Below are 24,200 nucleotides of genomic sequence, written 5' to 3'. Positions count from 1 at the left end.
ATTTTATTCGCCCCAGGGACCGTGGAAATCACCATCCTTATCGATACGCTTGAAGCCGTGCGAACCGAAGAAGTCGCGCTGGCCCTGAATGAGATTGGCCGTGCCGAGCGCCTGCGTGAAGCTGTCGAAATAGCTGAGCGCTGAGCCGAGCGCTGGCAGAGGCAGGCCAGCGAGTGCCGCCTTGGCGACGATCTGGCGCAGGCCCTTGGAAGCCTTGCTCATGCGTTCGACAAAAGCAGGTGCCAGCAGCAGGTTGCGGCTTTCGCTGTCTTCGAAGGCATGGGCAATATCGTCCAGAAGCTGCGAACGAATGATGCAGCCTGCGCGCCAGATGCGCGCCGTTTCGGCAAGCGGAATGTTCCAGCCATGCTCTTGCGAGGCGGCTTCCATCACCGCAAACCCTTGAGCATAGGCAGCAATTTTGCCAGCAAGCAGGCCCTGCTCCAGATCGGCAAGGAATTTTGCCTGATCGGAAATGTCGAGGCTGCGCGAACCCGGCTTGTAGGCCTTTGCGGCAAGCTCACGCGTAGCCTTCAGCGAGGACAGCGAGCGCGCGGCAACAGCGGCTTCGATTGCCGTTGCCGGAACGCCAAGCATCTGCGCCTCGATGGCCGCCCAGCGGCCCGTGCCCTTCTGACCGGCTTCATCGAGGATCATGTCGACCATCGCCTTGCCGGTTTCCGGATCGGTCGCCTTCAGCACCTTGGCGGTGATTTCGATCAGATAGGAGTTGAGCGGGCCTTCGTTCCACTTCTCGAACACATCACCGATGGCCGGAGCCGAAAGCCCGAGGCCGTCCCGCAGGATGCCGTAGATTTCGGCGATCATCTGCATGTCGGCATATTCGATACCATTGTGGATTGTCTTGACGAAATGACCGGCGCCATCCGGGCCGACCAACGCGCAGCAGGGCTCGCCCTTATATTTGGCGGCGGCAGCAAGCAGGATCGGTGCGATGCGCTCATAGGCTTCCTCAGTGCCGCCGACCATCATCGACGGGCCATGGCGTGCGCCTTCCGCACCGCCGGAAACGCCCATGCCGACAAAGGTCGGGTCGTTGGGGCCAAGTGCCTTCAGACGGCGCACCGTATCGCGGTAATCGGAATTACCGGCGTCGATCATGATATCGCCCTTCTCAAGATAAGCCTTGAGGCGGGTGGTTTCGGCATCCACGGGAGCGCCTGCCTTGATGAGGAAGATGATGGGACGCGGCTTGCGGATATTGGCAGCCAGATCCTCGAAAGTGGGGCAAGGGATGATCTTGTCGCGCAGCGGGCCAGCCTTTTCCATGAAGGCTTTGAGCACAGGCTCATCACGGTCATAGACGGCTACCGTGTAGCCTTTCTCGGCTATGTTCAGCGCCAGGTTGGAGCCCATGACGCCAAGGCCGACCATTCCGATATCTGCTTTTTCCATTTTGTGCCCTTCAGAAATGCAACCGACCGGCCGTCGTCTAGACACATGCAGAACATCGAACGCCGACAAGCCGAACCGATAAGAATAGGCTGCAGCCGGATTTCGGCAGCAGCGCATGTCAATCTGTATCCTATTGTGGGATGATCTAGGGCATATGACGCAAAGTTGATAGACCTCCCATGACGAAAATCACCGGTTTTGCCCGTGGAAGCGTCTGGTTAAATCGGTTAGCTCACCCCAAAAACCTGTATTTCGCGCACTTCACACCCGTTCCAGCTTGCGATGCGGCAGCGGCGGCAATTCGACAATTATCGCGTCATCCGCCTTCACCGTGCCGCCTGCAAAAACGACGGTCATGATGCCGGACTTGCGAACAAGTTCGCCATCGGGCGTGCGATCCAGCACAGCATCGAGAAGCCCGGTCTGGAAATTCTCTATCTGGGAGCAAGGGTTGCGCAGGCCCGTTGTTTCCAGAACGACCTCGTCGCCAATTCGGATCAAAGCGCCCTGCGGCAGCCCCAGAAGATCAACGCCGCGCGTGGTGACGTTCTCGCCAAGATCTGCGGGCGCGACATCAAAACCCTTTTCCGCAAGCTCGTCGAAAAGCTCGGCATGAATGAGATGCACCTGCCGCAGATTGGGTTGCGTCGGGTCGGCCCGCACGCGTGAACGGTGCTTCACCGTCACGCCTTGATGCGCGTCGCCTTCGACGCCGAGTCCTGTGACGATGCGGATTTCCGGCACAACCTGCTTTGAAAAACGATGCTCGCCATCCCGCGCCACAGCCACGACAAATCCACGCATCACGTCCACCTCCCCTGACAGGATAAACAAACTTCGTTAGCCGCATTAGGGGCTGTCGGGTATTAGGTTTCGGGCGTGGCGTGAGACGGATTTTGTTCCTGAACAGGAGGACAGACCGCGGTGGAGTAATTCTCCACAAGGGCTGTTCGACGCATTCAGGGAGAAAATCCGCCACGTCCCGAAGGGATATGGTGAAAATGGCCCAGTTTCGCGTCGCAAAACCTTGATGGAGAACTACTCCACCTTCGGTTTTGCTCCTAAACCTGTGCAATTTTCATCCATACCGCGCTCCAAAACTAATACTCGACAGCCCCTACATGGGTTATATAGCACCTGTATGAAGCGGTGGGGCAAGCACGTGAATCGCGACAAGCAGGTAAAAACGGATTTCCGCTGGGGCATTTGGGGCACAGGCACGATAGCCGCCGCCTTTGCTGCCGATATTCAGGCAAGTACCGGAATGCGCGTTACCGCAGTCTGCTCGCGAGCATCAGAGACCGCCGAAACATTCCGGCGACGTATCGGCGCCGACAAGGCGTTTGGCGATTCAGGTGAATTTCTTTCCGACGCCGATATCGATGCCGTCTATATTGCTACCCCGAGTGCCATGCATGTGCTGCAAGCCATGCAGGCAATCGCAGCGGGCAAGCCCTGCCTGATTGAAAAGCCGCTCTCGCTGGATGCTGCTGGCGCGCGGCAGATCGAAGCTGCGGCAAAAGCAAAAAACGTCTTCGCCATGGAAGCCATGTGGAGCCGGTTTCTGCCTGCTATCCGCGCTACCAAACAGCATATCGATAATAGTCGCATCGGCACTGTGACGCGCATCGAAGCCGATCTTTCCTATATCCGTGCCTACGACCCGCAAAGCCGCTTCTTCAGCCCGGACCTTGGCGGCGGCGCAGCATTCGATCTGGGTGTGTATCCGGTTTCGCTTGCATTGTATTTTCTCGGTCTGCCGGATCATGTCGATGGTCGCTGGCAGCGTGCCAAAAGCGGCGTGGACATGCGCACCGAGTTCCAGCTTGGCTGGCAGGGTGCCACGGCCAGCCTCTCCTGCGGCTTCGACCGCGACGGCGACAATCGCATGCTGATCGAGGGAACCAGGGGCACGATCCTCATCCACGCGCCGTTTCTGAAAGCCCAGAGGCTGACTCTGTTTTCAGCCTTTGCGGCGCGGTCGTCGCTCGGGCCGAATGGCGGCAAAGGCCTTGTCGGCAAGGTTATGAACCGTCTGCCCCTGCCGGGCCGCACAATCGAAACTCATGCCTTTTCCGGCAACGGGCTGCAGTTTCAGGCCGAAGCGGTCCGCGATGCGGTGCGAAGCGGCCAAATCTCCAATGCGATCATGCCACTCGACCAGAGTGCAGCCGTTGCCGATATCGTCCGCAAGGTGCTGGCTAGAGCATGATTCCGAAAAGTGGGAACCGGTTTTCGGATAAAATCATGCTCAAACAAAAGTTTAGAGCGGGATAACGATTCAACTTAAAAACATCACGCTCTAAAGGCTAGAAGCTGCTTCTCATCCTGTAAGGCTGTGCATTTTCGCCAGCATTGTTCAAGGCAAGCGCGATTTCAGTGATATGCAACGCCACATCACCGGAAAAGAATGCCTTATCGCCAGTTTGGATAGCCCGAGCCTGATCGGCAATACCGCGCACGAAATCGATCTGCGAAGGATACATCGGCAGCGACCGCTTGTCGGCCTTCGGATAGGAGAGCTTTTGACCGACGGTCGGTTTCCATGACAGGAACTTGCCGATGCGCATTTCCAGAATACCGAACAGGCGCGCCAGAAAACGGCGTTTTTCTTCCGTGCGCTCAAGACGGACAGCCGAGCGATTATCCCAGAGATCATCCACCACAATCGAGCCCTTGTCGGCAACGATTGTCAGGCTGCGATCCTTCGGCATCGCAAGCCCGGATGTGAGGCGTGCCACCAACCCCGACCTGAAAACAAGACAGCCGACCGAAAAATCGGGCGCCATATGCAGATGTTCGGTCCCCGGCCCCTTGTCGGGAAAGGTTATGGCGGAAAATGCCGAAACGCTCTCGACCGGGCCGAACAGCGACACCAGCCAAGACAGCGCATAGCCTGCATGTTCCAGCGTACAACCGATCTCGAACTCGTGCAGGCCCGGCCATGGCGCTCCCGACTGGGAACGCCAGGTCGACCATTTGTCACGAAACACCGGGCCGTCTTCCATTTCGGCATAAACCAGCCGCGGCATGCCGATCCCGTTGATCACGCTTGCTACCAGACGATAGGCTTCGCTGAGGCCGTTTGCCGGGGCCGCCGCCAACGTGAGGCCAGCTTGCTGTGCAAAAGCGACCAGCGCTTCCGCATCCTCATAATTCATAGCCAGCGGTTTTTCGGAATAGACATGTTTTCCGGCGGAAAGTGCTGCATGCGAGATTTCAAAATGGCTTTCAGGTGTTGTCAGATTGACGACGATCTGCACGTCTGGATCGGCCAGCACGGCCTCGAAACTTTCATAGGCGCTAACTGAATAGTGCGCGCAGAACGCTTTCAGTCGTTCAGGTGACCGATCATAGACCCCGCGCAGCTTCAGCTCGGGATAATTGCGCAGCGTGGTCATATAATAGTCGGCAACAAACCCGGTTCCGACGATTGCGATATTCATGAATTGGCTCCGGCTAAAAGCATTTCCAGCAAAAGTGCGAAGCGGTTTTGCGTTGGATAATGCGTATAAACAAAGAGATAGAGCGGTTCTACGATTCTGTTTTAACCGGAACCGCTCTATCGTTTGGGAATGATAATTTTCGCGGTCAGTCTGAGGCCGAATATCGCAAAGACGAGCGTAAGCCAGACCGGGTCCATGCGGCGAAAGAAGAAGCTTTCCAGCATGGCGTTCAACGTTCCGAAGAAGACGATCATCAGGAAGAAATCGGCAAGCAGCAGATTTTCGCGCACCGGACGGCACCGCAGATAATTGATCAGCGGCATGACGATGATGGCCAAGATGGCGCAGATCAGCGCCGGAATCCCCATCGATAATGCAATATCGAGATAGCCATTATGTCCATGCACGATGCCGCGCACATCCCAATCCAGATAATAGGGATTCGCCGCCTCTTTCACGATTGGCGTGCCCCAGAAGCTTTCATAGCCGAAACCGGTCCAAGGGCGATCGGAAAGCGCCTCAACGGCAAAGGCCCAGATGGAAGTGCGTCCGGTGAAGGTCGGATCAACATCAAGCTGCAAAACGAGCTGGTGCATCGGCTCGAAAAGAACCGTGCCGAAGGTGAACAGCGCGAGCAGAAACTGGATCGTGAAAACTGCCACCGGCGCAAGAAAACGGAGACCAAAAATGCCGGGGCCGATCACGAGCAGCATGGCGAGCGGCACCAGTGCCGCAGTGGTTTTCGATCCGGTCTGCGAAACGAAGATCAATGCAGAAACCGCAATCAGAAAACCGCTTACGCGCCAGCCGCGCCGCCACAGATAGACACCGGCAAAGGCAAAAGCGGCCATGACCGGACCGGCAATGTTCTTGTGCGTGAAGACACCGCGCCAGAGATAGGCGTTTTGCGGCTCCAGAGCGTCGGCGCCGTGTGTCCCGAGATTTGGCAGGAGGAGGACGCCCGCATAGGAAATGACAATCACGACCGAAGCCACCGCGACCAGCATCGACGAATAGGCATCGCCATCCTGCGGCAGGCTCAAAACAGCGATGACGGTCAGAATGCCGATCATCGTCAAAAGCACGCCGCGCATGGCGGTTGACGGATCGAGGCTTGCGAAAACCGATGCGAACAGGAAGGCGAACATCAACAGCCATCCGGGGCTGACAATTTTGACCACTTTTTTCGGGTCGGCAAACATCGCAAGCGACAGAAGCGCCACCGCGCCGAGGCAACCGAAACCAAGCTGATTGATGACATCGCCGCCGCCCGATGCGGCACCATCGGCTGCGGCACTCAGCGGATTGAACGGACGGAATGAAATCAGCAGGATGCAGAACGTTATCGTGGCGATAACAAGTGCAATCGTACGGATCGTCGCCCGCATATCGGTTTGCGCTGCAACGTCGGAGCGGGTGTCAGTTCTTGTCCGGGTTGCGATACTGCTCATTCAGATATCCAAAATGGGCCATGACCCGGCCCAACCCGATATGGATGAAATAGGTCCCGACCGGCACGAAGCGCGCCGCGAATCCGCGCCGCAGCGCCTTGATTGGAGAATAACCCAGAAGTGCAACGCTTTTCAAAAAGACACGGACCTGACCGAAAGGCTCGTCCTTGCGCTGGCGCTGTTCGATCAGTGTCGACAGAACACCGTTGCGCAAGCCGCGCGCCGTGATCCAGTCGCTCTCCAGCCGCCGCGCCGGAATGGTTTCACGGACAATGCCTTCATTGCACCATGCGATATTAAATCCCTTGGCCCGTGAACGATTGATGAAATCTGAATCGCCGCCGCCGGTGAAGTTGAACTTCAGGTCCATGAACGGATAGCCAATGGCTTCCAGAACCGGACGCGCAATGAGCAGATTACCGGATGAATAGATGATCGGAACCGGGCCGGTCTTGTTATAATGCGGCAGGAAGACAGGATGTCGCGCCCATTTTTCTGCGCCCGGCTTTTCAAAGATCGGATATTGCGGGCCACCGACGAGGCTGGCGTTATAACGCTCGGCAGTGGCTACCATGTTTTCGATCCAGGCCGGATCAGCCAGTTCATCGTCATCGATGACGATGACATATTTGAAGTTCGGAAAGTAGGTCATCGCCGTCAGCCAGCCCGCATTATATGCGTTGCAGTTGCCGCGATGGGATTCGACAATCAGCATGCCGGTATATTTTCCGGCCTCGAACTGAGGCGCCGCAACCTTGGCGCCTTCCTGGTCCTCCGCCTCGTTCTCGATCACCACGACCGCGAAGCGGCGGCTCGTGACCTGAGCATTCAGCGTATCCAGCGTCCGGATGACATGCTCCGGACGGCGGAACGTCGGCAGCGTTACCACCACCTCGACTTCATCGAAACGAAGCCCAGGAGTTTTAGCAATTACTTGTATATGACTAGGTAAATCAGACATAAACGCTACCGGATATTTCGAACTTCTATATTTGTTTATCCGCCACTATTGAAAAACATTTAAAGAAAAGTTCACCGCAGGACTATAAACACTGGTCAAAACTATCATAGAGCATACCGACCCGAAATGTTAAGGGTTTTAAGATGAATAATGCATTAGGAAAAGCTTGAGCGCGCACCATTATTTTTGATGCTGCCAGCGCGAAAATGATTGTTCAGGAGTTGAATTGCCGTCCCCTCACCTTGTTTTCGTGACATCGATTGTTCCGCACGGAGTACCGACCACCGGCTATGAAGTGGCAAACGCCGCCGTGGTCGACGGCTTGCGTCGTTCGGGAGCAAAGGTGACCGTCCTTGGCTTCACATGGCCGGGCGTGAAAGCCGATGCTGCAGATACTGTCGTTCTGGGCGAAGTCGAAGTACGGACCGAAGGCGCGGGTATCAAGCGCAAGATCGGCTGGGTGCTGAAATCCTTCCTGACCGGCCTTACGGTTTCCTCGGCGAAGCTGCGGGTGATACCAGCTGAGACACTGCACGCGGCCATCGCCAAGATCGGCCCGTTCGATGCCTATGTGCTGAACGGCGTGACCTTGCCCGGTGCATTTGAAGACATCTTCAAGGACAAGCCCTCGCTGTTCGTGGCGCATAATGTGGAATATCGCTCGGCAGAAGAAAACGCCGCCGACGCCGGAAGCTTCGTCCAGAAATTCCTGTTTGGTCGCGAAGCCCGTATTCTGAAAGGATTGGAAAGCCGTCTCATCGGGAATGCCCGCTTCGTTTTCACTTTCGCCGAAGATGACGGGCCGGCGCTCGGCCTCGGCCCTGATCGGTTTGCGACAATGCCGCTTGTTACGCCGGGCGGGATGCAAGCCGCACAGCAGCGGCCTGTCAAGTACGACCTCGCCCTGATCGGCACATGGACTTGGCACCCAAACCGCATCGGGCTCGAATGGTTCCTGCGCGAGGTAAAGCCGCATCTTCCAGACGATATTTCCATCGCAATTGCGGGCAACACGCCCGCCGATCTGATTGCTACATGGTCGGGTGTGGGGTCCGATATCAATTTCGTCGGCAAGGTGCCGGACGCGACTGAATTTGTCGAAAGCGGCGCGCTTGTACCGCTCATCAGCCGTGCGGGAACCGGCGTGCAGCTCAAGACCATCGAGACATTCGAACTGGGCATGCCAAGTGTCGCGACATCGCATTCCGTGCGCGGTATCGGCAATATTCCGGACAATTGCACCATTGCCGACGACCCGAAGGCATTCGCTGCGGCAATCGTCGAGCGCATTGAAAAGATAAGGTTGGGGGATCGCCAGAGACTGGACGGCAAAGCCTTTACAGGGTCACAAATCGAAGGCATGGACCGCGCAGTTGCCAGAGGTCTGCAAGCACTTCATGGCGAAGAGAAAAATACGGACCAGGCATGATGCATACCGAAAATGTCACTTACCGGAATATCCTTGGCGTGAAGGTCGCCTGTTTTGACTGGGCCGGCGCCTTTGCCTTTTTCGAGAACCGCATCAATGAAGGCCGGTTCATGAAACAGGGTTGGCTCAATGCCAACAATTCCAACATTACGGATACCGACCCAGCTTACCGCACTGCATTGCAGGATTTCCTGATCCTGCCCGACGGTGTGGGCGTCGATATTGCAAGCAAGGTCGCCTATGGCAGCAAGTTCCCTGCAAATCTTAACGGAACAGACTTCATTCCGGGCCTTCTGCAGCATATGAAACGCCCGCTGAAGGTTGCACTTCTCGGTGGCGGTCCGGGCGTTGCCGCCGATACCGCGCAGCTCTTCATGCAGCAGATACCGTACCATGAATATCGCGTCATTTCCGACGGCTTCTTCAAGCCCGCAGATCTCGACAGCATTCTCGGTCAGCTCAAGGAATTTCATCCCGATATCCTGCTCGTCGCCATGGGCGTTCCGCGCCAGGAACTCTTCATCGACAAGCATATCACGGCGGAGCATTGCACGGTGGCGAGTGCGGTCGGCGCGCTGTTCGACCTGCACACGGGTCGTGTGCAACGCGCCCCGCACTGGGTGCGCAAGATCCAGATGGAATGGGTGCACCGGCTGCTACAGGAACCGCGACGGCTCGCAAAACGTTATCTCATCGGCAATCCCGTATTTCTGTGGCGCGTTGCCAAAGGCTGGATGAAGGGAGAGCCCCGGTGAAAACCGCAATCGTCACAGCCAGTTGGGATCAGGATTTCGAGCGCTGCAAGCTGCTTTGTGAAACCATAGACAAATATGTCAGCGGTTTCACGAAGCACTATATCCTTGTCGACAGCAAGGACGTTGCCCTGTTCCGCAAACTCGAAAGCACACAACGCGTCATCATCGATGAACGCGATCTGCTGCCCTCATGGCTCCACGCCTTCTGGGACCCGACCTATCTGTGGCGCAGGCGCGTTTGGCTCTCACTCAGAACCAAGCCGCTGCGCGGCTGGCATGTGCAACAGCTGCGCCGCATCGCACTTGCCGGTGCCGTGGAGGAAGATGGATTTCTCTATACGGATTCCGACACGGCTTTTCTGCGTCCCTTCGATTGCGACACACTCTGGCACCACGAAAAGCTCCGGCTTTTCGTGCGTCCCAATGCGCTTGCAAATCCGGAATGGCCCGAGCATCCGGTCTGGGCGGCCAATGCGGCAAAGCTGCTCGGCATCAGGAAAGGGAAAAGCGGGCTGAACGACTATATCGGCCAGCTGGTCTCATGGCGGCGCGATAGCGTGATTTCCATGTGCGAAAGGATCGAAGCCCATACCGGACAACATTGGGTGGCAGCCCTTGGCAATATACGTCGTTTCTCCGAGTGCTTCATCTATGGTCGCTATGTCGATGACGTCCTGCACGGCTCCGGTCATTACAGCGACACCCATGATCTGTGCCGGATGCAATGGTTCGCACCACCGCCGAGCGAAGAGGAATTCCGCACCTTCATCGCGGAAATGGAACCGCATCAGGTCGCCATAGGCATGCAGTCCTTCCTCGGCCTTTCGGTCGATGACATTCGGCGGATTATCGGAGCCTAAATCTCAAACACGTTTTGCCGGCAAACGAATGCTCGTATAGGTGAAAACCAGCGACAGCAGATAGAGCCCGGCGAATACGACGTTGAGGCCGAGAATCCAGTCGTGATTATCGGCATAATTCACGAGCAGAAGCCAGACGAAGAATGCCTTGGCAGCGGTCATCAGCACCATGCTCAATGTCCTCAGACCGGACTGGCCGCGCGCATAGAGAATTTCGGTCTGATACTCGATGAGGTTGCGAAAACCCGGTACGAGCAACACCAGCGGCAGCAGCCCGACAATCGGGGCAACGCTTGAACCGAGTGCGTTCGGGAAGATTTGCAGGAACACGACCATAGCGCCAAGACCTGCCACCGAGACGGCAAAGACTGCAAGTTCCAGCCCGGCGCGGATGCGCAAAGAGGACAACATGTCCGGCGTACGCATAAGCTTTTGCACCAGCATCATGTTGAAGGACCGCACAGGCAAAGCTGTCAGATCGACAAGCCGCATGATGATCGCATAAAGACCCGCCGTCGCAGGCCCGCCAACGGTCAGCACAAGAAGCTTGTCGAGCTCGGCCTGAATATAGAACAGCAGTTCGGCCCCCATGACTGCAATCGCATCCGAAAGCCGCCGCATATAGAGAACCGGTTTGAAGCGGAGCCGGATAGACGGATAGAATTTCAGCGCCGTCAGCAGCGCAACGCCATTGGCCGCCGCATACCACCACGCCCAATGGGCGATGTCATGAACACTCGCCAGCCACATGAACAGGACAGCCGCCACAGCGCGCGTGGCTGTTCCGAAAATCACCAGCCCCGCCGATATGCCGAACCGGCGCAGGCCATTGTTGACGATGATGATGATTTCCGTCGAACGCCAGAGCAAGGCTTCCGCAAATACCACCACGGCAAAAGGCAGAAATGAAATGTCGCGGCTGAAAAAGACGAAATAGACCAGCCAGGACGCCAGTGCGAACAGTGGCAGGGAAACCAGAAGAGCGACAAGAAAACCCGCCGTATAGATGCCGAGCAGGCGCGGCTTCACTGTCGATATGCGATAAAGCGGCGAACTGAAGCCCAGAGAAACGATGCGTGACAGAACCACGCCTGTGCCCGACGCAGTGGCAAATATGCCGAAATCACCGGTCGGCAGTGTGTTTGCAAGCGCAATGAAATAGACAAGCGAGACGACCAGCCTGCCAGCGGATCCGGAAAACAGGGACAGGTAATCGCGCACCATTCCGGCGTTATTGCCTGACAGTTTCCGGAGCGCTTTCGCTATCAACAGGGAGCCTCGCCTATCATAGTCTGGTGCATGTGCCTGTTCGTTGGAACGGAGGCATAATCGGGGTTTAGCTAAAAAGACTTAAACTCTTCTTTGCAAGCTCAAAGAGTAAACAAGCAAAAGCTAAAGTTGCAGATTCAAGGAATTGGCACTTCACCTCGACATTATTTTAACGTTTTGTTTTCTATAAAAAATTACATTCGGCCTTGAGGTGCGAGCCAATCGGATTCCCGTTTGGCATGCGGAAGCCTTGGCTTATGGATTTCAAAGCAGCCGTTGGCGCCGGAAACGGTTGAGACGGCTTACAGACACGGACGATTTCGGCAATGAGCGATCACGAGGAGCGCAGAAAGGCGGGAGTTGAGAAACCTCTTCTCGCATTCTCCGACGCTCGCCCCGCTGGTCGTTTTGACAGCGAAACCGCACCACCCTGGACACCACCGGCGACGCCGGATGAACGCGCCGCGTTCTTTCGCCAGCACGATCATGCTGCGCAGGAAACACCAGAACCGGCGGAACCTGTTCTCGAAGAGGAACTGGATGATGCCGATGTCGCCGAGCTGCAAAAGCGCGTCGCGCTGATCGAGGCGGAACTGGAACGCAAGGTTCAGGAACGCGAGCGCCGCAAAGTCACAGTCGAAACTCCCGTTCCAACGCCAGAGCCGACCCGCGCGCCGGCCCCGGAGCCGATCAAGCGCCAGCGCCCTGTCATTGACGGACCGGCACCTGATGCGGAATGGAAACCACTGATCGATCCGCGCATCGCTATCGACGTGCTGCGGGGATCGCGCAAGCTACTGCTTGTCAGCACACTACTGGGTGGTGTGGTCGCCGCGCTCTATGCATTGTCCTTGCCGCAGATGTATGTCGCATCGACGGATATTCTGGTCGATCCGCGCAATATCAAGACCGTTGGAGACGAACTGACGCCAGGTCAGCTCCCGACCGATGCGTCACTTGCCGTTGCGGAAAGCCAGGCACGCATCATCGATTCCAGCAGTGTGCTGCTGAAAGTGATCGACAGGACCGAACTGACAAAAGACCCCGAATTCAACGGCACTCTGGTTCCGACCGGCATTGCCGGGCTGTTTGCACAGATCAGGGATATGCTGTCGCCCAAAAAGGCAAGCGACAGCCAGACACTGCAAACCCGCGTCCTGTACAATCTGCACAAGAGCATCGCCATCGGTCGCGACGCCAAGACCTTCATCTATTCAATCTCGGTGAAAACGCGTGATCCGCAGAAATCGGCATCGCTTGCGAACACGATCAGTTCCGTGTTCCAGAGCGAGCTTGCATCCGTGCAATCCGATGCTGCACGGCGCACCTCGGACGAACTGTCGAACCGTCTTGCCGATATGCGCGCCAATGTCGAACAGGCGGAGCGCGCAGCAGCTGATTTCCGCGCCTCACGCGATCTCGTCAATGTCGACGGCAAGCTGATCAGCGATAACGACCTGACCCGGCTCAACGACCAGTTGACCAACCAGCGCGCTGAAACAATGCGGCTTCAGGCCCGTGTGCAGGTACTGAACAGCGCCACATCCGACAGTGTTGTATCCGGTACCTTGCCGGAAGATCTGCGTTCCAACACGCTGACCGCGCTGCGCGCGCAATATGCGCAGGCGCGCCAGACGGCAAGCGGCCTGTCCACCCAGCTTGGGCCGCGCCATCCGGCACTCATTCAGGCACAGTCGCAGGCAGGCACGGTCCTGAACGACATCGATGCCGAATTGCGACGCATCCGCTCCTCGTTGCAGGTCGAGGTCGCCCGGTCCACGCTGCAGGAAAAGGACCTCACTGCCCGCCTGGCGCAGCTAAAATCGCAACAGGCGAACAATAGCGGCGATCTGGTGAAGTTGCGTGAGCTTGAGCGCGAAGCCACAGCACGGCGCTCGGTCTACGAAGCCTTCCTCCTGCGCTCGCGCGAGACGAACGAACAGGAAGGTCTGAATACGGCCAATGTCAGGGTTTTGTCGGAAGCTCGCCCGCCGCTCGATCCCGCAGGCACATCGCGCAAGCTGATCGTCATTGCCGGGCTGATTGCAGGCTTCCTTGCAGGCCTTGCAATCACAGCCGTCCGCAACTTCGGACGGCTGCTGCGTCTATCTTAGAGCGCGTTTCGATCTGATTGGATCAGATCGGCGCTCTATCTCTTTGTTTTGACGCGCATCTTTTCCGAAAACCGTTTCACACTTTTCGGGATGCGCCCTAATTCACGCGGACTGCCGCAAAGAGGTCTCAACGCGCGGCACCTTGCGCCCGCTGGCACGCAGAATGCCGTGCGCCCCGTCAAGATGGCCGGGCTTCAGCTCCAACGCCAGAAAGCGACGCTTTTCATAAGGGCCGGGCATGGCAAGCTCGCCGGTCTTTTCAGCGGTGAAGCCGAAACGCTCGTAGTATTCCGGATCGCCGACAAGGATGATCGCGCCATGGCCGCGGTCTTTTGCTTCATCGATCGCACGACGCATCAACGCCGAACCGATACCGCAACCGGCAGCGAACGGATCGACCGCCAGCGGGCCGAGCAGCAAGGCAGGCACCGGAAAGCCGAAAACATCGAGACCGGCATGGACATTCCATAGCCGCACAGTACCTGCAAGCAATCCGTCTTCGCCAAGCGCGGCAAAAGCCAGACCGTCCGCAGGCAGGCGACCGCGACGCAGCTTTTCCGATGACTTCCGGCGACGGCCTTCACCCATCGCGCGATCCAGCAGCGATTCACGCGCAAGCACGTGCTCCAGCGTTTCGCCCGCTATTGTGAAAGCCGGAGCGACGATGGTTGCAGTATGTTCCTGAATTTCCAGAGTTACATTCATGACATCTATCCCCGCAAAGCGGCAGCAGCACACCCCACCCAGCGCCTTGCAGCACTGGGCGGATTGAGAGGATCATTCGGGACTTTTGAAGATATGATCTAATCCGAAAATCGGTTCCCACTTTTCGGGATCATACCAAGTCTGAATGATCAGATGACGTAGGATCGGAGCGGTTCGAAGCCGTTGAACGCCACCGCCGAATAGGTGGTGGTGTATGCGCCCGTGCCTTCGATGAGGATTTCATCACCGATGGTCAGCGAGACCGGCAGCGGGTACGGCGTCTTTTCATAAAGTACGTCCGCGCTGTCGCAGGTCGGGCCAGCCAGCACGCATGGTTCGGTTTCGCTGCCGTCATGCGGGGTCACGATCTGATAGCGGATCGCCTCGTCCATGGTTTCGGCGAGACCGCCGAACTTGCCGATGTCGAGATAGACCCAGCGCACATTGTCGTTGTCTGCCTTGCGCGAGACCAGAACCACTTCGGTCTTGATCACGCCTGCATTGCCGACCATGCCGCGACCCGGTTCGATGATGGTTTCCGGGATACGGTTGCCGAAATGCTTGGACAGCGCATCGAAGATCGCCATGCCGTAGGCCTGAGCAGTCGGCACGTCCTTGAGGTAACGGGTCGGGAACCCGCCGCCCATATTGACCATGCGCAGGACAATGCCTTCGTCAGCCAGGGTGCGGAACACCGATGCTGCATCGCCAAGCGCGCGATCCCATGCGGAGAGGTCCGTCTGCTGCGAGCCGACGTGGAACGATACACCGTAGGAATCGAGACCGAGCGACTTTGCATGGCGCAGAACGTCGATGGCCATCGCAGGCACGCAACCGAACTTGCGCGACAGCGGCCACTCAGCACCTTCACCATCCGTCAGCACGCGGCAGAACACGCGGCTGCCGGGAGCGGCGCGAGCAACCTTCTCGACTTCTTCAACGCAGTCGACCGCATAAAGGCGAATGCCCAGCTCGAAGGCGCGCGCAATATCGCGCTCCTTCTTGATGGTGTTGCCATAGGAGATGCGGGTTGGCGTTGCGCCGGCTTCCAGAGCCATTTCGATTTCAGCAACCGACGCAGTATCGAAGCACGAGCCGAGCGAAGCGAGCAGGCGCAGGATTTCCGGCGCAGGATTTGCCTTCACCGCGTAGAAGATGCGCGAATAGGGCAAAGCCTTCTCGAAGCTCTGATAGTTGTCGCGCACGACGTCGGTGTCGACGACGAGGCAAGGACCGTCCGGACGGCGGGTGTTGAGGAAGTCGATGATACGCTGCGTTGCCATGGTCGTTCTCCCGCACGGCTTGATCTTGCCGTATTCTGGTGCGTAACCCCGAAAAGTTTCAGACTTTTCGGAAAGGATTACGCAGAAAAGGACTTAGAGAATTTCGCAGGTCCTCTTTGGACCAAGAGAAACTCTAAGGACAAAGTGTGCATGAACGCATCCGCCGTGAGGCCAGCCTTTGGAGGTGCTGATGTCACGCGAAAACTCATGCGGCGATGGAACAACGCTAAACCCGCGTTACTCCGCTTTGTCTGCCTTGGATTGGAATTGGAGAACCGCATCCGCACTTCTGGCAATGAAGGTGTGCCTCTTCAGTAATTTCGGCTTTTGGACAGCCGAAAGACACTAGAAAGGCCCGCACCGTCGTTGCTTCAAGATGTCCTCGATCTGGCGGTTGGCCAACAGATCGACTGGAGCGGTTAGGTCCAGGTACCGTACCGAATTCCTCACCATTCGAGGATCGGCGGACACCCACAGGCACGTGCGACTTTGGGCAAGCGCGATATAAGCGCAAAGTCGTGTCCATTCAATGACAAAAATTCCTCCGGACGAATTTATTTTGGCAGGATCGCGTTGAACGGCACGCTTGCCATTGTTCAATATAAGTGAAACATTCGCAGCTCAGACCTGCCTCGAAAGAGCGTAAATAGACCGTTAATTGCTGCATGTTGTGAACAATGGCCAGTTTCGATCCCTTCAACGCCATCATTGCAAAACCCGAAAAGTCACCCGTTCACACAACGGACGGACCGCTTAAAGGTGAACGGCTGGCCGTAAAAGACATTTATGACGTCGCCGGAATGGCAACCGGATGCGGGAATCCGCAGATCGAGGCCGAATCACCTCGCGCCGAAAGATCGGCTCCGGTGGTGGAGAAGCTCCTCGCCGCCGGTGCCGAATTTGTCGGCAAGGCGCAGACCGACGAACTTGCCTTCTCCCTGATGGGGCAGAATTCGCATTTCCCCTATCCGATCAATCCGGCAGCACCGGACCGCGTTACCGGCGGCTCATCATCCGGTTCGGCAGCAGCAGTTGCGGGCAAACTCGCCGATATTGCGCTCGGCTCCGATACGGGCGGCTCCATTCGGGCACCTGCAAGCTTTTGCGGTCTCGTCGGCCTGCGCACCACCCATGGCCGCATTCCGCTCGAAGGCATCATGCCGCTTGCGCCCTCGCTCGATACGATTGGATGGTTTGCACGCGATATCGACCTTTACGACCGCGTTGGCTCTATCCTGCTTGGCAACGACGCCCGAGAATTCAGGCTGACGCAACTTCTCTATATGCCGGTTCTGGAACAGCTTCTGCTCGGTCAGCAGGAAACAGACGCCTATCGCACCATGTTCGCCCAAGTGCGACCGCACTTCTCGGGTCTCAAGGCGGCGAGCCAGCCGACGCTCTCGATAGACGAACTCTATCTGGTCTTCCGCCACATACAAGGCGCGGAAGCCTGGGCGACACACGGCGGCTGGATTTCCTCCGGCGATCGCAAGCTCGGCCCCGGCGTCGCGGACCGTTTTGCCTTCGGTGCGGAAATCGCCGCTGATCTCGTTGCCAGCCAGCGTATGCGCCGAGCACAATTCGCGCAGGAACTCGAACAGATCGTCGGCAATGATGCCGTGCTGGCACTCCCGACCGTACCGGGTGCAGCTCCGCTGGCAAAAGAGCCTTTCGAGACCTTGCAGGCCTATCGCGAACAGGCTTTGCGCCTGCTTTGCCTTTCGGTACTTTCCGGCCTGCCGCAGATCACATTACCTTTGGGACAGGTGCAGGGCGCACCTTTCGGGATTTCCTTCATCGGACCACGCGGCAGCGACCGGGCGCTGATCGGGCTGGCCAAAAACATCATCGGGAAGCGGGGCTAGACCATGGACACCCTCACACGTATGCGCGCCTTCATCGACGTGGTCGAGGCGGAAGGCTTTTCCGCCGCTGCGCGAAAAATCGGGCGCTCCAAGGCGCTTCTTTCCAAATATGTGCGGGAATTGGAGGACGAACTCGGTGCACGCCTTCTCAACCGTACCACGCGGCAATTTTCGCTGACCGAAGCCGGTCACACCTATTATCACCGAGCGGTGGAGATCATTCGCGAGATCGACGCGCTGCAGGATGCTGTCAGCGAAACCAGTTCTGACGCGCGCGGGCGTATCAAACTGTCGGCCCCGCGCACTTTTGCCGATGCCGTCATTGGGCAGTCGCTGATCGACTTTTGCCTCGCCCATCCGGACATTGTGCTCGATGTGCGGCTGGATGACCGTTTTGTCGATCTGGTGGAGGAAGGCTTCGATCTTGCGATCCGCATCACGCGTTTGCAGGACTCTTCCCTCATTGCCAAGCGCCTGTCGCCATTCCATTCCATCCTGTGCGGCGCGCCCGAACTCATCTCCCGCGTCGGCAAGCCCGAACGTCCAGAAGATCTGGCCGATCGGCCTTGCATCATCGACACCAATGCACGCTCGCGCAACAATTGGCATTTCCGCAATACGGATGGCTCGATGATGACAGTTCCCGTCAACGGTCCCATCGAGGTGAACAGCCCCGTCGCCACCAAGAATGCAGCACTCGCCGGGCTTGGCTTCTGCATGCTGCCCGCCTTCATCGCCGAAGAAGAAATCGAGCGCGGCAGGCTGGTTGCGTGTCTGGATGAATTCATCGTGAAGGATGGCGGCATCTATGCCGTCTATCCACATCGGCGCTATCTGCCGGCAAAAATCCGGGCATTGGTCGATTTTCTGACCCAATGGTTCAAGGAGCGGGAATAGAATGCATCCTGAAAAGTGTGAAACGGTCTTCGAGACCAAGATATACGATAAAGCAAATGGAACGTCGCACTTTTGTCGCCTTCGGGCATAAGCGTGGGAAAACTCTAACGGAAAGTTTTATGCTGGTTTCGTCGTCTTGGCTCAAAAACAGGTTCGTTCGGTCTGCCGCAGCTGCGCTGCTGGCCGGTCTCGTGCCGACGGCTGCGCTCGCTCACCCGCATGTCTTTGCCGACGCACGACTGGAACTGACCATAGCCCCCGATGGCACAGTGCAACAGCTTGCGCATGTATGGCGTTTCGACGACGTTTTCTCCTCCACCGTCCTGATGGAATTCGACAAGAATGGCGATCTGCAGCTCGACAAGAATGAATTGATCGACCTCGGCCATGTCATCAACGGCTCGATTGCCGAGTTCAAGTATTTCCAGACTGTTCTGGACGATGGCAAGGACGTGAAAATGGCGAGGCCGACCGACCTCGCAGCAGATTTCACCGACAATCGCCTGCTCATCATCTTTACGAGCAAGCCTGAAAAGCCGTTGAAACTCGCCCCCGGCCACAAGGTCAGCTTCGGCGTCTACGACCCGACTTTCTATACTGCCATCGATTACATGAACGACAGCGATCTGGTTGTGAAAGGCCTGCCCGCAGGCTGCACCTCCAAGGTCGTGCGCCCCAATCCGGATGAAGCGCTCGCCCAGAATCAGGCGACACTGACCGATGCCTTCTTCAACGATCCGGCAGGCACGGACATGTCGAAAATATTCGCGACCCGTCTTGAGATAGACTGCGAACCGAAAGGGAAAACAGGCTGATGAGAAAACCGGCTACCTTCATTCTAACTCTCTGCCTTACGATGATCGTTGCGCAGGCCTATGCGCAGTCATCGCTCGGTATCGGTGCGAATGAGGTGGCGATGAAGCCAACCGGGCCTTTCGCGCACATCATTCTCTGGATGAACGAACAGCAGCGCTCGTTTTATCTCGCCATGACCAATGCGTTGAAAGCCATGCGTGAAGATCCTTGGCAGGCTTCGGTTCTGGTCGGACTTTCCTTCGTCTATGGCATTTTTCATGCGGCAGGGCCCGGCCATGGCAAGGCGGTCATCTCGTCCTACATGATCGCCAACGAAACGGCGCTGCGGCGCGGCATCTTCCTGTCGTTCATTTCGTCGCTTTTGCAGGCCATCATGGCCATCGCCGTGGTCGGCCTCGCATGGTTCCTGCTGCGTGGCACCGGCATTTCCATGAATCAGACCGCCCGTTATATGGAAATTGCAAGTTTTGCGCTGATCCTGTTTTTCGGCCTTTGGCTTCTGGCGCGCAAACTACCGCTACTTTTCAAGAAGCAAGACGATGCAAGCCCCAGCCCGGCCTCGTCGCTTTTTGCCGCAGCACCCGAACCGGCAATGGCTTCCGGTCCGGCATGGCAGGGCAGTATTTCGCAGACCACGCGCGCGGCGGCTGCCACAAGCACAGTAAAGCTCAATTACAAACCCGCAACCGCTGCTGCATCGGATCATATTTTCATCGGCGAGGGCGATGTGTGCGCCGCGTGCGGCAACGCCCATATTGCCGATCCGTCGACGCTCGGCGACGACTTCAACTGGAAAACGGCGTGGTCGGCGATTTTCTCGGTGGGCCTGCGTCCCTGCTCCGGCGCGCTGATCGTGCTGACGTTTGCGCTTTTGAATGGCCTGATGGTCGGCGGACTGCTTTCAGTCTTCGCCATGGCGTTCGGCACATTCATCACCGTGGCTGTTCTTGCCACGCTGGCTGTCACAGCAAAAAACACGGCCTTGCGATTTGCAGGCAGCAATGCCATGTCCGGACGGCTGAAGGCGGCAATCGAAGTTGCCGCCGCCCTGTTCATCGCGCTGACAGGTGCGCTTTTGCTCAGCGCTTCGCTGGTTGGTTAATCCTTGTTCTGGCGGCGCGAGCGCAGCCAAAAAATGGCGAAGAAGCCCAGAACGAAAACTATCGGGAAGATAATCGCCGCGATTTGCGAGCGCTCGCCCAGCGCCAGCATGATGCTGGGCACGAAATAGGCAAGCACCCCGAAGCCAATCAGGATGATGGCGGCAGCAATTGCCGGATTACTCTTCTTGCGCTCAGCCAAGATCACGAAACTCCTCCAGCTTCTTCTTCTGCTGACCGTCACTATCAAAGTTTTCCGGCGCAAGCCATGCCTGATAGGCTTTCTTCAAGGCAGGCCATTCGCTGTCGAGAATGGAAAACCATGCCGTATCGCGGTTCTTGCCTTTCGCCACCATATGCTGGCGGAAAATCCCCTCGAACGAAAAGCCGAAGCGCTCCGCAGCCCGCTTGGACGGCAGATTGTCGTTGTTGCACTTCCATTCGTAGCGACGATAGCCAAGCTCGTCGAAAATATACTGCATGAACAGGAATTGTGCTTCGGTGGCGGCGGGCTTGCGCGAAATCAGTGGACCCCAATAGATGTTGCCGATTTCAATCGCGCCGTGAGCGGAATCGATGCGCATCAGGGTCTGGCGTCCGGCGACCTTGCCGCTGGCCTTGTCGATGACGGCGAAAAACTGCGGGTCTTCGCTTTTCGCCACCTTTTCCAGCCAGGGCTCGAATTCTTCCCAGGTTGCGGGCGGAAACTCGAACAGCCACGTAAAGCGTTGGTCTGCATCGGTGACCGAAGAAGCGGCGAAAAGTTCGTCCCCGTGCTTCTTCGGGTCCAGCGGTTCCAGCCGTACATATCGACCTTCAAGCACTTTGCGTTCCGGCTTGGGGCGCGGCGTCCAGTTCTGCAAATCAGTCATGCCTATTCTCCCATTCGGCCGAGACAGGAGCATAAAACAAGCGGGGCGAAAACCGGATTATTGTCCCCGCGTCATTTTTCCCGAATAGCCGCCCGATCAACGGAAACCGCCTTCACCAGCGCAACCACATGGTCACCTGTTTGAAGGGCCAGTTCATCTACAGAACGCCGCGTCAGCCGCGCACCAAGACGACGTCCCTGAAAGTCCAGCGAAACATAGGCATTCGGGCCATCATCCGCCGTAACGGCAGTGACGGTCACCGGCAGCACATTGCGGATGCTAATCGCTTCCGGCACCTTACGTGCGATGGAGACGTCGCGCGCACGCACGCGCAGCCGCACACGCATATTCTGTTCCAGCCCCGCATCGCTGAGCTGGAACGACGCGCCACCGAGATCGATTTCTGCCAGTTTGTAGCGCTCGTCATAAGACGAAACCATACCCTCCAACAGCACGCCACCGCCCTCGCCCTCGGCGTCGATCAGCGGAAACACATCCGCCGCCGCACCACTTGCCGTCACCCGGCCAGCGGAAAGAAGCACAATTTCGTCAGCAAGCCGCGCGACTTCATCGATTTCATGGCTCACATAGACGATCGGCACGTGGCTTTCATCGCGAAGACGCTCGATGAAGGGCAGAATTTCCTGCCGGCGCGCATGGTCGAGTGAAGAAAGCGGCTCGTCCAGCAAAAGAAGTGCGGGATCAGACAACAGCGCGCGACCGATAGCGACACGCTGGCGTTCGCCGCCGGAAAGCGTCGATGGCCGCCTGTCGAGAAGATCATCAATGCCGAGCAGCGCCACCACCTCGTCAAAGCTCCGTGTCGCCTGCCTGTGCCCGGCCCAACGCGCATAAGTCAGGTTCCGCTTCACGCTCATATGCGGAAACAACCGCGCTTCCTGAAACACATAGCCGATGCGGCGCTTTTCCGGTGGTAGATTTACGCCCTTTTCGGCATCGAACAGCGTGAAGTCACCCACGGCAATGCGTCCGCTCTCCGGACGGAGTGTTCCGGCAATCATTTTCAGAAGCGTCGTCTTGCCGGCGCCCGAATGGCCAAACAATGCAGTCACGCCCCAGTCGGCGGCGAAATCGGCCTCGACAGGAAACCTGCCATTGCGCCCTTTGATCGAGACAGCAAGCCCGCTCATTTTGTCGCTCCCGCAAGCCTGCGCTGCAACCACTCGGAAAGGACCACGGCGGCAATTGAGATAGCTGCAGATATGGCAATCAGACGGAATGCTTCGGCATCACCCGTTGGCGTCTGCATCAGGGCATAGATGGCAAGCGAAAGGGTCTGCGTTTCGCCGGGAATGTTGGATACGAATGTGATCGTAGCACCGAATTCACCCAGCGCCTTGGCAAAACCAAGCACTGCGCCTGCAAGCACACCGGGTAGCAAGGGCGGCAGAATGACCGTGAAGAAAGCCGTGAAGCGGCTGGCGCCAAGCGTGCGCGCCGCTTCCTCAAGTCCGCGATCCAGCCCCTCTATCGAAAGCCGGATCGGCCGGACGAGCAACGGAAACGCCATGACACCGGCGGCAAGGGCGGCGCCCGTCCAGCGAAAGGCAAAGGAAAGACCGAACAATTCCTGCAAAGGCGCTCCCAGAGCACCCCGCGCGCCAAACAGGATCAAAAGCAGATAGCCCGTCACCACCGGCGGCAGGACCAGCGGCATGGTGACGATAGCCTGCGCCAGAGACTTGCCCGGAAAATTGAACCGGGCAAGAATCCAGGCGACGATAAAGGCAACTGGCAGCGCAACAATGATGGCTATTCCGGCAACCCGGAGCGACAGAGACACAATCTGCCAGACATTACTCTCAATCATCTTTGACCATCATTATTCAGCAGCCTCCGCAGCTCCCACGAAGCCCTTGTCCTTGATGATCGCCTGACCGGCATCGCTTTCAAGGAAAGCCAAGAAAGCCTTGGCGGCATCGGTTTCGTTCTTCGCAACAAGTGCCGCCGGGTAAAGGATCGGGGCGTGGCTGCTAGCAGGGAAGCGATAGGCTTCGACCAGTTCCGGTGCCGCGGCACGGTCCGACGCGTAGACGATGGCCGCCTTCACTTCCGCGCGGCTGACATATTGCAGCGCAACGCGAACATTCTCGGCAAATACGCCATTCTTCTCGACGTCTTTCCAAATGTTGAGCTTTTCAAGCGCTGCCTTGCCGTATTTGCCCGCCGGGACATTTGACGGATCACCCATGGCAAAACGACCGGCGCTCAAAAGCTCCTTGGCGTCACCCTTCGGCGTGTCTTTCTGCGTTGCAATCACCAGCGCATTGCCGGCGATCACCTTGCGTGAAGCCTTGTCGATGGCATCGGCCTTTTCGACATAATCCATCCAGTCGAGATCGGCGGAAATAAAAATCTGCGCCGGAGCGCCCTGCTCGATCTGCTTGGCCAGAACCGACGAAGATGCAAACGACGCGACCACTTCGGTACCGTCCTTGGCCTTCATCTGCTTGGCAGCTTCTTCGATAACGTCTTTCATGCTGGCGGCAGCGAAAACAGTCACCTTCTCGGCAGCATGGGCAACCGAGGCGGCACCCGCAGCAACGGTGATGAGAAATGCGGCGATCAGTTTCTTCATGAGTATCCTCCATATTGCCTGCGACGACAGGCAAACCATCATCCGCCGGAAAACCGGCGCTGTTTCTGTATGAGCATTGGAGATTTCCTATACCCCGACTTGCGATGATGGGTGTGATGGAGGCAAACGCGACCCGGATGCCGTCAAACCCTTGATGCACGGGCGTCCATGCAAAAGCCGCCCAAATTCCGTAACGAATTCAGATCGTTCCGGAACCAGAGCCACCATAATGGGATGAAATCTGTTTGACCAGCCCTGTGGGGATGCATGCGGCAATAGAGCATTTTCTGTTTTGATTAAAACATTGGAAATGCTCTATTGTTTTGTTCTGACGCGCATCTTGTCCGAAACCGTTTCACACT

At 57.3% G+C, this 24,200-nt stretch carries 22 protein-coding genes; 9 read left to right on the top strand and 13 right to left on the bottom strand.

Annotated elements, in window-relative coordinates:
- Positions 1 to 3: 3 nt before the first annotated feature.
- Positions 4 to 1,416 (bottom strand): NADP-dependent phosphogluconate dehydrogenase, encoded by a 1,413-nt coding sequence (gndA, locus tag CES86_RS26695; RefSeq protein ID WP_012093528.1) that lies wholly within the window; start codon positions 1,414 to 1,416, stop codon positions 4 to 6.
- A 261-nt stretch (positions 1,417 to 1,677) separates the two neighbouring features.
- A complete protein-coding gene (locus CES86_RS26690) occupies positions 1,678 to 2,220 on the bottom strand; it encodes an MOSC domain-containing protein (protein WP_094515871.1) in 543 nt (180 codons plus the stop codon).
- A 358-nt stretch (positions 2,221 to 2,578) separates the two neighbouring features.
- Here CES86_RS26690 and CES86_RS26685 point away from each other — a divergent pair, with 358 nt between their 5' ends.
- Positions 2,579 to 3,628 carry a Gfo/Idh/MocA family protein gene (locus CES86_RS26685; protein ID WP_094515870.1) on the top strand — a complete coding sequence of 350 codons (1,050 nt, stop codon included), beginning with the start codon at positions 2,579 to 2,581 and terminating at the stop codon, positions 3,626 to 3,628.
- A gap of 97 nt (positions 3,629 to 3,725) precedes the next feature.
- Here CES86_RS26685 and CES86_RS26680 read toward each other — a convergent pair whose 3' ends face one another.
- The 3 genes from CES86_RS26680 to CES86_RS26670 all read right to left on the bottom strand — a co-directional run bounded on the left by CES86_RS26680 (position 3,726) and on the right by CES86_RS26670 (position 7,274).
- On the bottom strand, positions 3,726 to 4,862 hold the full coding sequence (locus CES86_RS26680; RefSeq protein WP_094515869.1) for a Gfo/Idh/MocA family protein: 1,137 nt from the start codon (positions 4,860 to 4,862) through the stop codon (positions 3,726 to 3,728).
- Positions 4,863 to 4,978: 116 nt separating this feature from the next.
- Positions 4,979 to 6,313: an O-antigen ligase family protein gene (locus CES86_RS26675; protein WP_094515868.1), complete on the bottom strand. Its 1,335-nt coding sequence runs from the start codon at positions 6,311 to 6,313 to the stop codon at positions 4,979 to 4,981.
- Positions 6,282 to 7,274, bottom strand: a complete 993-nt coding sequence (locus CES86_RS26670) for a glycosyltransferase family 2 protein (protein ID WP_010660701.1) — start codon at positions 7,272 to 7,274, stop codon at positions 6,282 to 6,284. The genes CES86_RS26675 and CES86_RS26670 overlap by 32 nt, the downstream gene beginning before the upstream one ends.
- Positions 7,275 to 7,500: 226 nt before the next feature.
- On the opposite strand from CES86_RS26670, the gene CES86_RS26665 reads away from it, so the two are divergent.
- Genes CES86_RS26665 through CES86_RS26655 form a run of 3 tightly spaced genes read left to right on the top strand, consistent with a single transcriptional unit; the run spans position 7,501 to position 10,318 of the window.
- Positions 7,501 to 8,703 carry a glycosyltransferase gene (locus CES86_RS26665; protein WP_094515867.1) on the top strand — a complete coding sequence of 401 codons (1,203 nt, stop codon included), beginning with the start codon at positions 7,501 to 7,503 and terminating at the stop codon, positions 8,701 to 8,703.
- Entirely contained in the window at positions 8,700 to 9,458 is a 759-nt protein-coding gene (locus CES86_RS26660; protein WP_094515866.1) for a WecB/TagA/CpsF family glycosyltransferase, read from the top strand. The genes CES86_RS26665 and CES86_RS26660 overlap by 4 nt, the downstream gene beginning before the upstream one ends.
- Complete coding sequence (locus CES86_RS26655; protein ID WP_181834089.1) at positions 9,455 to 10,318, top strand: DUF6492 family protein; 864 nt, start codon at positions 9,455 to 9,457, stop codon at positions 10,316 to 10,318. The genes CES86_RS26660 and CES86_RS26655 overlap by 4 nt, the downstream gene beginning before the upstream one ends.
- Before the next feature lie 3 nt (positions 10,319 to 10,321).
- Here the strand turns inward: CES86_RS26655 and CES86_RS26650 are convergent, their stop codons facing one another.
- On the bottom strand, positions 10,322 to 11,587 hold the full coding sequence (locus CES86_RS26650; RefSeq protein ID WP_094515864.1) for a lipopolysaccharide biosynthesis protein: 1,266 nt from the start codon (positions 11,585 to 11,587) through the stop codon (positions 10,322 to 10,324).
- A gap of 326 nt (positions 11,588 to 11,913) precedes the next feature.
- Here CES86_RS26650 and CES86_RS26645 point away from each other — a divergent pair, with 326 nt between their 5' ends.
- Positions 11,914 to 13,701, top strand: a complete 1,788-nt coding sequence (locus CES86_RS26645; RefSeq protein ID WP_094515863.1) for a GumC family protein — start codon at positions 11,914 to 11,916, stop codon at positions 13,699 to 13,701.
- A 102-nt stretch (positions 13,702 to 13,803) separates the two neighbouring features.
- Here CES86_RS26645 and CES86_RS26640 read toward each other — a convergent pair whose 3' ends face one another.
- Together CES86_RS26640 and odc2 are read right to left on the bottom strand one after the other, a co-directional pair.
- Complete coding sequence (locus CES86_RS26640) at positions 13,804 to 14,406, bottom strand: GNAT family N-acetyltransferase (protein ID WP_094515862.1); 603 nt, start codon at positions 14,404 to 14,406, stop codon at positions 13,804 to 13,806.
- Between the two features lie 149 nt (positions 14,407 to 14,555).
- Positions 14,556 to 15,689, bottom strand: a complete 1,134-nt coding sequence (gene odc2 / locus CES86_RS26635; RefSeq protein WP_010660694.1) for an ornithine/lysine decarboxylase — start codon at positions 15,687 to 15,689, stop codon at positions 14,556 to 14,558.
- A gap of 677 nt (positions 15,690 to 16,366) precedes the next feature.
- Between odc2 and CES86_RS26630 the strand changes: the two genes are divergently transcribed.
- The 4 genes from CES86_RS26630 (at position 16,367) to CES86_RS26615 (ending at position 20,369) form a co-directional block, all read left to right on the top strand.
- Positions 16,367 to 17,554, top strand: a complete 1,188-nt coding sequence (locus CES86_RS26630; RefSeq protein WP_094515861.1) for an amidase — start codon at positions 16,367 to 16,369, stop codon at positions 17,552 to 17,554.
- A gap of 3 nt (positions 17,555 to 17,557) precedes the next feature.
- Positions 17,558 to 18,451 carry a LysR family transcriptional regulator gene (locus CES86_RS26625; RefSeq protein ID WP_010660692.1) on the top strand — a complete coding sequence of 298 codons (894 nt, stop codon included), beginning with the start codon at positions 17,558 to 17,560 and terminating at the stop codon, positions 18,449 to 18,451.
- A 119-nt stretch (positions 18,452 to 18,570) separates the two neighbouring features.
- Positions 18,571 to 19,266: a DUF1007 family protein gene (locus CES86_RS26620; protein WP_094515860.1), complete on the top strand. Its 696-nt coding sequence runs from the start codon at positions 18,571 to 18,573 to the stop codon at positions 19,264 to 19,266.
- The gene (locus CES86_RS26615) at positions 19,266 to 20,369 is read left to right on the top strand and encodes a nickel/cobalt transporter (RefSeq protein WP_094515859.1); all 1,104 of its coding nucleotides are present in this window, start codon (positions 19,266 to 19,268) and stop codon (positions 20,367 to 20,369) included. The genes CES86_RS26620 and CES86_RS26615 overlap by 1 nt, the downstream gene beginning before the upstream one ends.
- On the opposite strand, the gene CES86_RS26610 is transcribed toward CES86_RS26615, so the two are convergent.
- The 5 genes from CES86_RS26610 to modA form a co-directional block, all read right to left on the bottom strand.
- The gene (locus CES86_RS26610) at positions 20,366 to 20,575 is read right to left on the bottom strand and encodes a hypothetical protein (protein WP_010660689.1); all 210 of its coding nucleotides are present in this window, start codon (positions 20,573 to 20,575) and stop codon (positions 20,366 to 20,368) included. The genes CES86_RS26615 and CES86_RS26610 overlap by 4 nt on opposite strands.
- Complete coding sequence (locus CES86_RS26605) at positions 20,562 to 21,239, bottom strand: GNAT family N-acetyltransferase (protein WP_094515858.1); 678 nt, start codon at positions 21,237 to 21,239, stop codon at positions 20,562 to 20,564. The genes CES86_RS26610 and CES86_RS26605 overlap by 14 nt, the downstream gene beginning before the upstream one ends.
- A 71-nt stretch (positions 21,240 to 21,310) precedes the next feature.
- Positions 21,311 to 22,390: a molybdenum ABC transporter ATP-binding protein gene (gene modC, locus CES86_RS26600; protein WP_012093542.1), complete on the bottom strand. Its 1,080-nt coding sequence runs from the start codon at positions 22,388 to 22,390 to the stop codon at positions 21,311 to 21,313.
- Positions 22,387 to 23,070, bottom strand: a complete 684-nt coding sequence (gene modB / locus CES86_RS26595) for a molybdate ABC transporter permease subunit (protein WP_012093544.1) — start codon at positions 23,068 to 23,070, stop codon at positions 22,387 to 22,389. Before modB ends, modC begins: the two co-directional genes overlap by 4 nt.
- Before the next feature lie 12 nt (positions 23,071 to 23,082).
- The gene (gene modA / locus CES86_RS26590; protein ID WP_012093545.1) at positions 23,083 to 23,838 is read right to left on the bottom strand and encodes a molybdate ABC transporter substrate-binding protein; all 756 of its coding nucleotides are present in this window, start codon (positions 23,836 to 23,838) and stop codon (positions 23,083 to 23,085) included.
- Positions 23,839 to 24,200 lie beyond the last annotated feature (362 nt).

Origin of the sequence: Brucella lupini (assembly GCF_002252535.1) — a bacterium.
Taxonomy (GTDB): domain Bacteria; phylum Pseudomonadota; class Alphaproteobacteria; order Rhizobiales; family Rhizobiaceae; genus Brucella; species Brucella anthropi.
Note: the sequence above shows the minus strand (reverse complement) of the source record. Positions and strands in the feature narration are given on the sequence as shown.